Origin of the sequence: Paenibacillus sp. S29, assembly GCF_049319765.1 — a bacterium.
GTDB lineage: Bacteria > Bacillota > Bacilli > Paenibacillales > Paenibacillaceae > Paenibacillus > Paenibacillus polymyxa_B.
The window spans coordinates 37498-50600 of the sequence record NZ_JBMOUI010000017.1 but is presented as its reverse complement, the minus strand read 5'-3'; the positions used below and the strand labels follow the sequence as shown (position 1 = coordinate 50600).

At 48.1% G+C, this 13103-nt stretch carries 15 protein-coding genes; all 15 read left to right on the top strand.

Annotated elements, in window-relative coordinates:
* Window positions 1-248 precede the first annotated feature (248 nt).
* Window positions 249-1862, top strand: a complete 1614-nt coding sequence (nadB, locus tag ACL9RM_RS23025) for an L-aspartate oxidase (protein WP_414126574.1) — start codon at window positions 249-251, stop codon at window positions 1860-1862.
* On the top strand, window positions 1852-2742 hold the full coding sequence (gene nadC / locus ACL9RM_RS23020; protein WP_061831244.1) for a carboxylating nicotinate-nucleotide diphosphorylase: 891 nt from the start codon (window positions 1852-1854) through the stop codon (window positions 2740-2742). The genes nadB and nadC overlap by 11 nt, the downstream gene beginning before the upstream one ends.
* A 6-nt stretch (window positions 2743-2748) precedes the next feature.
* Window positions 2749-3516: a type III pantothenate kinase gene (locus ACL9RM_RS23015; protein WP_013368697.1), complete on the top strand. Its 768-nt coding sequence runs from the start codon at window positions 2749-2751 to the stop codon at window positions 3514-3516.
* 219 nt (window positions 3517-3735) lie between these two features.
* A complete protein-coding gene (gene hslO, locus ACL9RM_RS23010; protein WP_061831243.1) occupies window positions 3736-4620 on the top strand; it encodes an Hsp33 family molecular chaperone HslO in 885 nt (294 codons plus the stop codon).
* A 20-nt stretch (window positions 4621-4640) separates the two neighbouring features.
* Window positions 4641-5573, top strand: a complete 933-nt coding sequence (locus ACL9RM_RS23005) for a peptidyl-prolyl cis-trans isomerase (RefSeq protein ID WP_414126573.1) — start codon at window positions 4641-4643, stop codon at window positions 5571-5573.
* The gene (locus tag ACL9RM_RS23000; RefSeq protein WP_422759400.1) at window positions 5536-5703 is read left to right on the top strand and encodes a hypothetical protein; all 168 of its coding nucleotides are present in this window, start codon (window positions 5536-5538) and stop codon (window positions 5701-5703) included. Before ACL9RM_RS23005 ends, ACL9RM_RS23000 begins: the two co-directional genes overlap by 38 nt.
* Before the next feature lie 120 nt (window positions 5704-5823).
* Window positions 5824-6762, top strand: coding sequence for a cysteine synthase A (gene cysK / locus ACL9RM_RS22995; protein ID WP_061831241.1), 939 nt, complete (start codon window positions 5824-5826; stop codon window positions 6760-6762).
* 126 nt (window positions 6763-6888) lie between these two features.
* The gene (locus ACL9RM_RS22990; protein ID WP_414126572.1) at window positions 6889-8511 is read left to right on the top strand and encodes an anthranilate synthase component I family protein; all 1623 of its coding nucleotides are present in this window, start codon (window positions 6889-6891) and stop codon (window positions 8509-8511) included.
* Window positions 8512-8516: 5 nt separating this feature from the next.
* Entirely contained in the window at window positions 8517-9092 is a 576-nt protein-coding gene (pabA, locus tag ACL9RM_RS22985; RefSeq protein WP_013308153.1) for an aminodeoxychorismate/anthranilate synthase component II, read from the top strand.
* Window positions 9093-9095: 3 nt separating this feature from the next.
* Window positions 9096-9992 carry an aminotransferase class IV gene (locus tag ACL9RM_RS22980; protein WP_250267116.1) on the top strand — a complete coding sequence of 299 codons (897 nt, stop codon included), beginning with the start codon at window positions 9096-9098 and terminating at the stop codon, window positions 9990-9992.
* Entirely contained in the window at window positions 9989-10855 is an 867-nt protein-coding gene (folP, locus tag ACL9RM_RS22975) for a dihydropteroate synthase (protein WP_165179767.1), read from the top strand. The genes ACL9RM_RS22980 and folP overlap by 4 nt, the downstream gene beginning before the upstream one ends.
* Window positions 10856-10899: 44 nt before the next feature.
* The gene (gene folB, locus ACL9RM_RS22970) at window positions 10900-11262 is read left to right on the top strand and encodes a dihydroneopterin aldolase (RefSeq protein ID WP_023986457.1); all 363 of its coding nucleotides are present in this window, start codon (window positions 10900-10902) and stop codon (window positions 11260-11262) included.
* Window positions 11263-11271: 9 nt separating this feature from the next.
* Window positions 11272-11820, top strand: a complete 549-nt coding sequence (gene folK / locus ACL9RM_RS22965) for a 2-amino-4-hydroxy-6-hydroxymethyldihydropteridine diphosphokinase (protein WP_250259962.1) — start codon at window positions 11272-11274, stop codon at window positions 11818-11820.
* Window positions 11772-11972 (top strand): helix-turn-helix domain-containing protein, encoded by a 201-nt coding sequence (locus tag ACL9RM_RS22960; RefSeq protein ID WP_235306857.1) that lies wholly within the window; start codon window positions 11772-11774, stop codon window positions 11970-11972. The genes folK and ACL9RM_RS22960 overlap by 49 nt, the downstream gene beginning before the upstream one ends.
* Window positions 11973-12017: 45 nt before the next feature.
* Complete coding sequence (gene dusB / locus ACL9RM_RS22955; RefSeq protein WP_250259961.1) at window positions 12018-13046, top strand: tRNA dihydrouridine synthase DusB; 1029 nt, start codon at window positions 12018-12020, stop codon at window positions 13044-13046.
* The last annotated feature ends 57 nt before the right edge of the window (window positions 13047-13103 follow it).

Sequence of the window (13103 nt, the reverse complement as noted above, 5' to 3'; positions counted from 1 at the left end):
AGGTAAGCTCCGGGGAACCAGGTATTATTGGTTTTCCGGAGTTTTTTAAATGGAAGATTATTGCTAACGTGATTTGACAGACATCGGAACGTTGTGTACATTTATTGTTAAATAAACGGCTGTCGTCTTCTTAGCGTATAAAAGCCAACAGTCGCTGCAATCGACTCTCTATCATTTTGAACATATACGTGAGCGCATACTGTAGAACCTATGGTGTGCGCTATTCTTCTGTGAAATCAGGTGAAGGCATGATTCCAAGATATCTAGTTGATTTTGATGTAGCGGAATTGACCCGATTGGAGGCCGACGTGTTAATTATCGGCTCGGGCATTGCGGGCTTATATACGGCGATTAAGGCTGCGGAGAATCGGAAAGTGTTGCTGATTACCAAGAAGACTTTGATGGAAAGCAACACGCGTTATGCTCAAGGCGGCATTGCTGCTGTCACATCGGACGAGGATACACCAGCCTATCATATGGAAGATACTCTGATTGCTGGAGCAGGTCTGTGTGAATCTGAGGCGGTCAGTACGCTTGTCCATGAAGGTCCAGTTGGTATTCAAGAGTTAATACGTATGGGAACGGCTTTTGACCGTGTGGATGGTGAACTAGCGTTGACACGGGAAGGAGCGCATAGTCACCGGCGTATTTTGCATGCGAATGGAGATGCTACCGGTTATGAAATTGTGCGTGCCTTATCAGACCAGGTTGCTGCCCATCCCGGTATCGAAGTGTGGGAAGAATGCATGGTAATTGATCTGCTGACGGAGCATGGTGAGTGTATTGGAGCCCTCGTCCAAAAGCCAGGTGGGGAAAGGTCGTATATCACTGCTAATGCAACGATTTTGTGCTCAGGAGGTAGCGGGCAATTATACCGTTATACGACCAACCCGGATATTGCAACCGGGGATGGTATCGCTATGGCATATCGTGCGGGGGCGATTGTACGGGATATGGAATTCATACAGTTTCATCCTACGGCGTTGTGCCATCCGGACGCTCCAAGGTTTCTAATTTCCGAAGCTGTACGGGGAGAAGGAGCCGTATTACGCAATATTCACGGAGAACGCTTCATGGACAAGTATGATTCCCGGCAGGAGCTTGCACCCAGAGATATCGTAGCTCGTGCTATCATTCATGAGATGGAACGCACCCAAGCTGCGTTTGTATACCTGGATATTACACACGAGCCGCCTGAGCGGGTGAAGCAACGTTTTCCAACCATTTATCGGACATGTCTGTCATTTGGTTTGGATATGACGACAGACTGGATCCCCATTGCGCCTGCTGCCCATTATATGATGGGTGGTGTTCAGACTAATCTACACGGGGAAAGCTCCATTGCGCGTTTGTTCGCCTGCGGGGAAACCTCTTCTACAGGTGTTCACGGAGCTAATCGTCTGGCGAGCAATTCGTTATCTGAAGCTATTGTATTCGCCAGCAGGATTATTGAGCGACTGCATTCATTGCCACCGCTAGTCGGCCATACGTTGATATCTTATAGCGATAACCGTACAGAGCTCCCGGCCTCATCCGTCGCGGAGCAGCGGCATAGGCTGCAAGAAGCAATGGTTCGTTATGCTGGAGTTCGTCGGCACGGCGAAGGGCTGCAAGCAGCATTAGATGAGTTGCAAGGGCTAATGCCTATTTTTGAGGCTGTGATCGCTAGCCGGGAAGAGATCGAATTTGCCAATTTGCTCACCTGTGCTTTATTAGTAACAGATGGTGCGCTGCTACGTGAGGAGAGCCGGGGAGCGCATTATCGCGAGGATTTCCCTGAGACAGATGATAGCGTCTGGCGAAAGCATGTTCAGCAGCGACGTGAGCAAGGGATAACGGAGGAGTACGTTCATGACATCTAACAGCGAGCTTTATGGAGAGTTTAGTGGATATCAGGAAGAACTGACGGCACAAATTCGCAGCTGGCTGCGAGAAGATACGGGCTCTGGCGATGTGACCACGCGCTGGACGATTGAGCAGGGCCACCAATCCAAGGCTGTCATTCATGCCAAGGAGAGCGGCGTGGTTGCGGGGTTACCCGTGGCTGCCCTTGTATTTCAGGTAGTGGACCCTTCCTTGTCGTTCACTCCGCTGGTAGTCGATGGACAGTGGATTGAAAAGGGGAGCGTTTTGGCAGAAGTAACTGGGAGTACCCATGCAATCCTGACCGGGGAGCGATTGGCGTTAAATCTGCTCCAACGGATGTCTGGTATTGCCACGCGGACTCGGGCTTTTATAGATCAATTGCATGGTCTGTCCACTCGCTTGGTGGATACACGTAAAACAACACCGGGACATCGACTGCTGGAGAAGTATGCTGTTCGTGTAGGCGGTGGCTCGAATCATCGTTTTGGCCTGTACGATGCTGTTATGATTAAGGATAACCATATTAAGGGCGCAGGTGGGATTGAACAAGCTGTGAGTCGAGCGCGCGCTAATATACCGCATACGATGACGATTGAAGTAGAGACGGAAAACATGAAACAAGTTCAGGAAGCCCTGGAAGCTGGGGCGGATATCATTATGCTGGATAACATGTCTGCCCCAGATATGAAGGAAGCCGTTCGGTTCATTCGGGAACGGGCACCACATGTCAAAACAGAAGCCTCGGGCAATGTATCGCTGGATACAGTGCGTGAGATGGCTGAGAGTGGCGTAGATGTGATTTCTGTAGGCAGGCTGACATACTCTTTTCATAACCTGGATATCAGCCTTGACCTTAACGCAAAGAAAGATAGGTGACACCCATTGATTCTTGTAGTGGATGTAGGTAATACCAATATTGTTCTGGGGATATACGAAGGGCGGGAGCTTTTGCACCATTACCGGATCAGTACCTCCAGACAGGCAACCGCAGATGAATACGGCGTACTCATACATAATCTTTTTAGTATGGGTGGCGTATTAAAGGATGACATCCAGGGAGTGATTATTTCCTCTGTCGTTCCGCCATTGGTCCGTGTATTAGAAGAAATGTGCGATAAATACATAGGCAAAACGCCGTTAATCGTCGGGCCGGGAATCAAGACTGGTCTTAACCTGCGTTATGAGAATCCTCGTGAAGTAGGTGCGGATCGGATCGTGAACGCTGTCGCGGCTGTCGAACGGTTCGGCGGGCCGCTGGTTGTGGTGGACTTTGGAACAGCGACGACGTTTGATTGTATTGACGATAAGGGAAACTACTTGGGCGGTGTCATTGTGCCGGGGATCGGGATTTCGACGGAGGCACTGTATCAACGGGCTTCCAAGCTGCCCCGCATCGAGTTGGAGAAACCCAAAAAGGTTATTGGTCGTAATACGGTTCATGCCATGCAAGCTGGGATTATCTTCGGTTATGCTGGGCAAGTGGATGGCATTGTGAGGCGCATTAAGGAAGAAATGCAGGTGGAGCCTACGGTTATTGCTACCGGAGGTCTTGCAGAGCTAATCGCATCAGAGACAGAGAGCATTCAGAAAGTGTTGCCGATGTTGACGCTCGAAGGATTACGCATCATTTACCAACGTAACGCTGAATAAAAAAAGTGGATATAAGCTGCCGCTGAGTCCAACCGATGATCTTATCGGTTTGGATTAGCGGCGTTTTTCGTCTATACTGAAATATGTTACGTTTTTGAACAATTCGCGTGATCTGTCGATGCAGGTTGTTTATATAATAGGAAATTATGCTTCAATGATGAGCCATACTAACGAAAATAAGCAGCATAGCTGTCCTGGAGAATAGGGGAGGATATCAATATGGAAAATAAGCAGGATCGTCTTATTCGTGGCACAGCCATGGATGGAAGGGTTAGAGCTTTTGCTGTTCGGACAACTCAATTGGTAGAGGAATTGCGGAGAAGGCATGATACTCATCCTACGGCAACCGCTGCTTTGGGGCGAACACTCACAGCAGGTGCTATTATGGGCTCTATGCTAAAAGGCAAAGAGCGATTGACCATTCAAGTTAAAGGTGATGGACCGATTGGGCAAATCGTCGTTGATGCCAATGCTGTAGGGGAAGTGCGAGGTTATGTTACTGAACCGCATGTGCATTTGCCGAGCAATAGTATGGGCAAACTGGATGTAGCGGGTGCCGTAGGTACAGAGGGGTTCATTCATATCATCAAGGATTTGGGGTTAAAAGAACCGTATCGCGGCAGTACTCCGATTATTTCCGGTGAACTGGGTGAGGACTTTACCTATTATTTTGCCAAATCGGAACAGACCCCGTCAGCGGTGGGCTTGGGTGTGCTGGTAGATACGGATAACTCGGTTATTGTGGCCGGTGGATTTATTATTCAGTTGCTTCCAGGCTTGAATGATGATGAGATTACTGCGATCGAAAATGCAGTCAGCTCCATTCCACCCGTTACTGCTTTGCTGGATCAAGGGTTGGAACTTGATGAAATGCTGCGCTGGATGCTGCCGGACGTTCGGATTCTCGATGAATTGGATATTCATTTTCAATGTGAGTGTTCACGTGAGCGCGTGGAAAAAACATTGATCAGTTTGGGAGAAAGCGAATTAGAACAGTTAATTGAGGAAGAAGGACAGGCTGAGGTCGTATGCCACTTTTGTAATGAGGCTTATCAGTTTAATAAAGATGAATTGCAAAATCTGTTAGATCAAGCCAAAGCCTAACCGGATGGGCGGTGCAAGCGATGACTACACGGGAAAAAGGATTATGGACAGCTGTCATTATTCTGACCGTTAGCGTCGCCGCCTTGGGTGGTCTTATCATGCTTCGGGGGCTGTCAAAGCCGGGTGATGTAAGCAAGGATGACGGCGATCATACTGTGGCGGAGATGGGTCAGGAAGGCATATCGGAGGAACAGTGGGTAGCGGAACTGAAAAAGCGATATGGAACCAATACGCTGTTGCAAATGTTGAATCGTAAAGCCGTGCAGGCTGAAACCAAGCGTCTCGGTATCAAGATCACCCAAGAGGATCTACAGCAGGTGCTGGAGCAGGATAGTAGAGGGTATGACTCAGATCATGCCTATTTTGATGAAATGCAGCGACAGTTTGGCTTAGGTCCGGTTGATTTGCGGAATGAAGCGGAATACCGGATTGGCTTGGAGAAAATAGCTACTCAGGGTATTCAGGTTCAGGAAGCGGAGATTGACGAGTATTGGGAGCAGCATCCTGAGGAATTTGCCGTCGGTAAGCAGATCCAATTGGCAGCTCTTTATGTGGATAATGCGGAGGAAGCAGAAGCGTTGCTAGATCGGGTTAAGCAGGGGGAGAGCTTCGATGTGCTGATTCAAGAGCATGCAGGTAAGCCTTTCGACAAAGATAGCAGTGGACAGCTGGGATGGGTGGATGAATATGATCCATTGCAACCGGAGGCGATCATGAAGGCGGCGAGAGAGCTAAGCTCTGGGGATGTTGCAGGTCCGATCTCTGTTAACGATGGCTATGCTGTCATTTATGTACAGGATGTAAGGTTGAAGAATTCTCCAGATAAGCAGCAGATCCGGCAGCAAATTCGCCGATCTCTTGCGCTTGCACAAGCCGCTCCTTTGGAAGAGGTCGAGAAGGGTCTGCGTGATAAATATGGAGCGCGTATTTTATCTGGAAAGAATGCATCCTAAGCTTCTCTGTAACGTAGTGAAGGAATATTGGTTTGAAGGAAGCCCGATGCTGATAACGCGGGTTGACAGCATCGCGGCTTATTCACTCGTATTGACATTGGAATTGAAGATTGTTATGATTAGCGTATAAAACCAACTATTTTTATCGGAAATTAATGAACGGCACTAAATTATAGTAATTGACTAAGAATCATCTACAATATGATTTCGCAATTTTTAATATATCATCTACAGTCAGGGAGGAATTATCATGGCTAAAGTTGTTAATAACATTACCGAACTTATCGGAGAGACACCCCTTGTTCGCCTCAACCGGATCGTACCGGAAGATAGCGCTGAAATCTATTTGAAACTGGAATATCAGAACCCAGGCTCCAGTGTAAAAGATCGTATTGCGATTAGCATGGTAGAAGAAGCTGAACGTGAAGGTCTGCTTAAGCCAGGCGGTACCATTATTGAAGCAACAAGCGGTAATACAGGAATCGGCTTGGCTATGGTAGCTGCTGCGAAGGGCTATAAGGCAGTCATCGTTATGCCAGAAACGATGAGCATAGAGCGTCGTAATTTGTTGCGTGCTTATGGAGCTGAGCTTGTGTTAACACCAGGATCAGAAGGCATGAATGGGTCCGTTAAGAAAATGGAAGAATTGCTGAGTGAAAATCCGGATTATTTTGCTGCTGAGCAGTTCAAGAACAAAGCTAATATCAAAATTCACCGTGAAACGACTGGTCCTGAGATTGTGGAAGCCATTCGTTCCATTGGCGGAACTCTGGATGCTTTTATAGCGGGAATAGGCACTGGCGGAACCATTTCTGGTGCCGGAGAAGTGCTTAAGAAAGAATTCCCTGATATTAAAGTTGTGGCTGTAGAGCCTGCCTCTTCCCCGCTGTTAGCAGGCGGTAAGCCAGGACCCCACAAGATCCAAGGGCTGGGTGCCAACTTTATTCCTGAAATTTTAAACCGTGATATCTATGATGAAATTATTCATGTAGAAAACGATGAAGCTTTCGAGGTAGCACGTAGAGTGGCCAAGGAAGAGGGCATTTTGTCCGGTATTTCATCTGGCGCGGCTGTTCATGCGGCTTTGAAACTTGCTAAGCAACTGGGCAAGGGTAAACGGATCGTTGTCATTGTTCCAAGTAATGGAGAACGTTACCTGAGTACGCCACTATACAATTTCGAGCTGTAATTATGTCGTAATTGTGTATACTATACGTAAGGATTCCCTCATTTCCCTGTTGCAGGGGGGTGGGGGTTTCTTTTTAAGGAGAGAATGTAGACTTATTGAAAAGTAGGGAAGGGGAAGCACACACGGATGAAATCGACAGCTAGAGTGACGGAGGCGCAGTGGCAGGTTTGGCAGGAGGAAGGCTGGAGCATACTTCCCTATATCGCTGAGTACCCATTACCTGTGGGAGGGCTACCGTCATCGTGGCGGAAGGCTTGGGAGGATTCGTCGCCATATGCCTTTTTGCTGGAGAGCGCTAAAGGTGGGAGGTACACCTATCTGGCCTTAAATCCGGTTGCTATATTGGAAGGCAAGGGAGAACATGCAGTTTGGACTGATTTGCAAAGTGGGAAACATGGAGATATACATGGTCAACCTTTGAAAGTCATGAACAACTGGATCGCTCCTTATCGTGCACCGCGTGTACCTGGCATGCCTTTTTTCTCTGGGGGATTTGCGGGTTATCTTGGCTACGATGTAGCTCGCTCGTTGGAGCGTTTGCCATCTCAAGCTGCAGACGATACGGGCATACCTGATTATGTATGGATGAGGGTGAATGAGCTATGGATTTATGATCACGAAAAATCCTGCATATATTGTGCTGTTCATATGCCTGCTCCTGCGCATTCCGATAAAGGCAACCGTGATACCGATTTGACCAATCCCGTTAAACGGGATGAGCCAAATCCCATACTTTGCGAGCATTATGCGGAAGCTGCCCAACGTGCAGAACGTATGCTGATTCAGTGGAATAACATCATAAATGCAGGAGAGATTGATCCTGCGTACCCTCGTCGTTGTGCTAGGCTTGCCGAAGAGGGGCTAGAGGCTGCTCATCAAGAATCTGATGGTTGGACAGCGGCATTCAACCAACAAGATTTTGAACATGCCGTAAGACGTGTGCAGGAATACATTGCCCAAGGGGATGTATTCCAGGTTAACTTGTCGATTCGTCAGCAACGTGCCCTTACAGCCCTCCCTGAAAATATATATGAATGGCTTCGTCTGCTGAATCCTTCCCCTTATATGGGTATGCTGCGTATGCCAGATTTACGGATCGTCAGTGGCTCGCCAGAATTGTTGGTGAAGCTGGAGGATGGACGTGTGAGCGCCCGACCTATTGCAGGTACGAGAAGAAGGGGGCTAACACCGGATGAAGATGCCGCTATGGCAGCAGAGCTTCTATCAAGCGAAAAAGAACGCGCCGAGCATATTATGCTCGTCGATCTGGAGCGTAACGATATCGGACGGATTGCTGAATACGGATCGGTGCATGTGCCTGAACTGCTGACTGTCGAATACTATTCGCACGTTATGCATCTGGTATCTCAGGTTGAGGGAAAATTAGCCCAGGGTCGTACAGCTATAGATGTAATTGCTGCTACCTTTCCAGGCGGAACCATTACCGGGGCACCCAAGGTGCGCACCATGGAAATTATTGAAGAATTAGAGCCCGTTCGTCGGGGTCCTTATACAGGGTCCCTTGGATGGATTGACTATAACGGCAATATGGAATTAAATATTATAATAAGAACACTAGCTGTTAAAGGCAGCACTGCCTATTTACAGACAGGTGCGGGAATCGTCATTGATTCAGACCCGTACAGGGAATATCGGGAATGTCGGAACAAGGCCAGAGCTGTCATGAAGGCGGTACAATGTGGTGAAGAAGAAGCTGCTTTGAGCAGAAGCGGTATCACAGGAGGGTGAGTCGTATGATTTTGGTGATTGATAATTATGATTCGTTTACGTACAATCTTGTTCAATATTTGGGTGAACTTGGCGAAGAAGTAACCGTAAAACGGAACGATGAGATTGATGTGAAAGGCATAGAAGAGCTGGCACCAGAGCATATTTTGATCTCGCCGGGTCCATGCACGCCGAATGAGGCAGGGATATCATTGGATGTGATCAGCCATTTTAAAGGTCGCATTCCGATTTTTGGCGTTTGCCTCGGCCACCAGGCCATCGGACAGGCTTTTGGCGGTAAGGTTATCCGGGCTGAACGACTCATGCACGGTAAAACATCACCGATTCTTCATCACAATACATCGGTATTTGAAGGCTTGCCTTCTCCGTTCACAGCAACCCGGTATCACTCATTGCTGGTGGAGCGCGAGAGTCTGCCTGAGTGTCTAGAGATTACCGCAGAAACCGCGGAAGGTGAAATTATGGGTTTGCGGCATAAAGAATTTGCCGTAGAAGGAGTTCAGTTCCATCCAGAATCCATTATTACGGATTACGGGCATCAACTATTACGCAATTTCCTAAAACGCAAGGTAGGCGTCTGATTCATGAAATATATCGGAGTCAACGGCGTCCTCACGGAAGCCGCAAAAGCCGTGATTCACGTAAGTGATCACGGCTTTTTATACGGAATGGGCTTGTTTGAAACATTCCGCACCTACAAGGGTGTCCCATTCTTGCTGGATCGGCATCTGCATCGACTGCAGGAAGGTTGCCGAATGCTCGGCATTCCTTTTCAACCGGATGAGGAGCAGCTTACGAGACACATCCAACATCTGATGGTGGCGAATGGACTGGATGAAGCCTATATCCGCTACACCGTATCAGCAGGCGAAGAGGTGCTAGGATTGCCGACGGGGGACTATACGCGCCCCAACCATATTTTGTTTGCGAAACCGTTGCCCTCTACCAATACACAAACCGGGCAATCCATTTCCCCATCGGCGCTTCAATTGTTGCGAACCCGCAGAAACACTCCAGAGGGTGAGGTTCGTTTAAAGTCGCTCCATTATATGAATAATATTCTTGCAAAGCGGGAACTTCAGCAGTATGCCGAGGCTGTCCGTTATAAGGCTGAAGGAATGATGCTTACGGCCAATGGTTTTCTGGCGGAGGGAATGGTCAGCAATCTGTTTTTTGTGCGGAATAATACGCTGTATACCCCTGACTTGTCTACAGGAATTCTGCCAGGCATTACGCGTGAATTCATTTTAGAGCTGGCGCATCTGCGAGACATTCCTTGTGAGCAGGGGCTGTACCGCTGGGACGAGCTGAAACAGGCTGATGAAATTTTTATGACCAACTCTATACAAGAAATACGGCCCGTGGATTTGTTGTTGGAGCCGGGTGGAGCAACGAACCATGTATCGGTTCCCTTGACGCAACCCAGGTCCATAACAGCTTTGCTGTTGCACGATTATAGACAGAAAGCAGGGATCAAGTGAACATACCGACCCTTTATCAACGTAGTTACCGAATGGGGGATGCCGAGCTTACGCTCGGACATTCCACACAGATCATGGGTATACTGAATGTGACCCCGGATTCATTTTCCGATGGAGGATTACATTATAGTCCCGAGATTGCTGTTTTACATGCATTGAAGCTGGTGGAAGATGGAGCTGATATCATTGACATTGGTGGGGAGTCTACCCGTCCGGGTCATGATCCGGTAGGTGTGGAAGAGGAGCTGGCACGGGTCATTCCGGTCATCCAGGCCATTCATCGTATCGCACCGCACATTCCGTTATCTATAGATACTTACAAAGCCGAAGTAGCCAGGCAGGCGCTTGAAGCTGGTGCACATATCATTAATGATGTGTGGGGGTTTAAGGCAGACCCCGATATGGCACGTGTAGCTGCGGAATTCGATTGTCCGGTCATTTTGATGCATAATCGTCATGATCGTAATTATAGTGATTTGGTTTCTGATATGCTGTCTGATTTGAAAGAGAGTATCCGATTAGCGCTGGATGCGGGGGTACGTGAGGAACAGATCATTTTAGACCCAGGCATCGGTTTTGCCAAGGATTATGATGAAAATATCCATGCCATGACTTCTCTCGATACATTGAGTCAGCTAGGCTTTCCACTGTTATTGGCTACGTCACGCAAAAGATTTATTCGTACAGCACTGGATTTGCCTGTGAATGATGTGGTGGAGGGCACGGCGGCTACTGTTGCTTTTGGCATTGCTCAAGGGTGCCAGATTGTGCGTGTACATGATGTGGCACAAATTAAGCGCACCGTACGTATGTGTGATGCGATGGTGTACGGGTCTAAAAATGCACTGAGTTATGGTGGTTGAGCCTATTTAGAAAAATCTAATAAAAAACAGGGGGTCTACCCACGATGGATAAAATGGTTTTGCATCGTATGGAGTATTACGGATATCATGGCGTTTTTCCAGAGGAGCGCAAGCTGGGGCAGCGTTTCTATATTGATTTGGAACTGGAGCTTGATCTGCGTGAAGCGGGTGAGCAGGATGCTTTGGACAAAACGGTTAATTACGCCGAGGTGCATTACACCGTTAAAGATATTGTAGAAAAGGAATCTTACCAATTGATTGAAGCTTTGGGCGAACGTATTGCATCTTCCCTACTGGACACTTATACTAGTGTCAATGCACTGACTGTCAAAGTCACGAAGCCGCATCCGCCGTTTGATATTCATTTTCAAGGCGTGACGGTTGAGCTTTATCGCGCAAGAAAGTAGGAACGATACATGAATGCACATTCGACCTCTGAGGGATCAGAGGCTTATATTGCTTTAGGGGCTAATTTGGGGGAGCGCGAGCATACCCTGTATGAAGCCATTACGGCGCTGGACGAACATCCGGGTATACGGGTGCTGCGGTGCTCCAGCCTGTACGAGACAGAACCTGTTGGGTATCTGGATCAACCTTCTTTTTTGAACATGACGGTAGCCGTATCTACAACACTTGCTCCAGAGGAGCTTCTGGTATATATGCTGGAGGTGGAGAGTCGTCTGGGGAGAGTAAGACATATTCCTAATGGTCCACGAACCATTGATCTGGACTTGTTATGGATGGGAGCGGCGCAACTGGCTACACCGGATTTGGAGCTTCCTCACCCTCGTATGTTGGAGCGTGCTTTTGTGCTGGTTCCTTTGGCTGACATCGTTCCGAACCAAGATCCGTCCGGTCTGTACAGTATCGTGCATACTGCATTGAATTCTGTGGATGGAAAGGACGGCATACAGCTTTGGAAAACATGCAGCTGGCGCAGCGACTCCGCGCATTTCGGAAGCTAAAAGGGTTCACACAGCAGGAGTTGGCAGAACGTACTGGTATATCTTTGACTGTATTAGGTGCTGTGGAGCGAGGCAATCGTACAGTAGACCCAGACATGCTGAACATCATCGCCCAAACGCTAGAGATTGAAGTCCGGGAATTGACGGATTGACGATAAGTATACGATATAAAAGAAGGAATAAAGGGGTGAACAGATATGTTGAAAATCGGCGATATTGAAATGAAAAACCAAGTTGTCTTGGCACCCATGGCAGGCGTGTGCAATCCTGCTTTTCGCTTGATCGCCAAGGAATTCGGTACAGGCTTGGTATGTGCAGAGATGGTTAGTGATAAGGCCATCATTCACGGCAACAAGCGTACACGTGAGATGCTGTTTGTAGATGAGCGCGAGAAGCCGCTTAGCTTGCAAATTTTTGGAGGCGACCGCAAATCTTTGGTGGAAGCTGCGAAAGTCGTAGACCAGGAGACGAATGCAGATATTATTGACATCAATATGGGCTGCCCGGTTCCCAAAGTGACCAAATGTGATGCAGGCGCTCGTTGGCTGCTTGATCCAAACAAGATTTATGAGATGGTATCGGCGGTAGTGGAATCGGTAAGCAAGCCGGTTACCGTGAAAATGCGTATTGGTTGGGATAGCGAGCATATTTATGCCGTAGAGAACGCTCGCGCTGTTGAACGTGCCGGAGGTCAGGCCGTTAGCGTACATGGCCGTACACGGGAGCAACTGTATACGGGACATGCGAATTGGGATATTATAAAAGAAGTTAAAGAAGCAGTTTCCATTCCTGTAATTGGAAACGGTGATGTGGCATCACCGGAAGATGCCCGCCGTATGCTGGATTTGACCAATTGTGATGGCGTTATGATCGGACGTGGTGCTCTGGGGAATCCGTGGATGCTCTACCGTACGATTGAGTACCTGCAAACGGGCGAGCTGTTGCCCGATCCTTCACCGGAAGAAAAAATTCGTATTGCCATTCTGCATATGGATCGTCTGGTTGCATTGAAGGGTGAAGCAGTAGCTGTCCGTGAAATGCGTAAGCATCTGGCTTGGTACCTCAAAGGGTTTAAAGGTTCGGCACGTATTAAGGATGTCATTATGGAAGAAACAAAGCGCGACGATATGGTACGCATTTTGGATCAATTTGTATCTCAATTGCACATGGTAGATAACGATGAGCCTTCTACAAGCGCTGCTTCTCCTGCTGCTGTTGCGCAATAAGGAAGCTGTTCCGGCCTGTGCACGCGATTGACTTTTCCAATTGCTTGCCCTATAATC

Coding starts and splice junctions, on each gene's coding strand:
- ACL9RM_RS22980 (WP_250267116.1), top strand. CDS start 9,096: ATGAAATATATCGGAGTCAACGGCGTCCTCACGGAAGCCGCAAAAGCC.
- ACL9RM_RS22990 (WP_414126572.1), top strand. CDS start 6,889: ATGAAATCGACAGCTAGAGTGACGGAGGCGCAGTGGCAGGTTTGGCAG.
- ACL9RM_RS23005 (WP_414126573.1), top strand. CDS start 4,641: ATGACTACACGGGAAAAAGGATTATGGACAGCTGTCATTATTCTGACC.
- nadC (WP_061831244.1), top strand. CDS start 1,852: ATGACATCTAACAGCGAGCTTTATGGAGAGTTTAGTGGATATCAGGAA.
- cysK (WP_061831241.1), top strand. CDS start 5,824: ATGGCTAAAGTTGTTAATAACATTACCGAACTTATCGGAGAGACACCC.
- nadB (WP_414126574.1), top strand. CDS start 249: ATGATTCCAAGATATCTAGTTGATTTTGATGTAGCGGAATTGACCCGA.
- pabA (WP_013308153.1), top strand. CDS start 8,517: ATGATTTTGGTGATTGATAATTATGATTCGTTTACGTACAATCTTGTT.
- ACL9RM_RS23000 (WP_422759400.1), top strand. CDS start 5,536: ATGGAGCGCGTATTTTATCTGGAAAGAATGCATCCTAAGCTTCTCTGT.
- folB (WP_023986457.1), top strand. CDS start 10,900: ATGGATAAAATGGTTTTGCATCGTATGGAGTATTACGGATATCATGGC.
- dusB (WP_250259961.1), top strand. CDS start 12,018: ATGTTGAAAATCGGCGATATTGAAATGAAAAACCAAGTTGTCTTGGCA.
- hslO (WP_061831243.1), top strand. CDS start 3,736: ATGGAAAATAAGCAGGATCGTCTTATTCGTGGCACAGCCATGGATGGA.
- folK (WP_250259962.1), top strand. CDS start 11,272: ATGAATGCACATTCGACCTCTGAGGGATCAGAGGCTTATATTGCTTTA.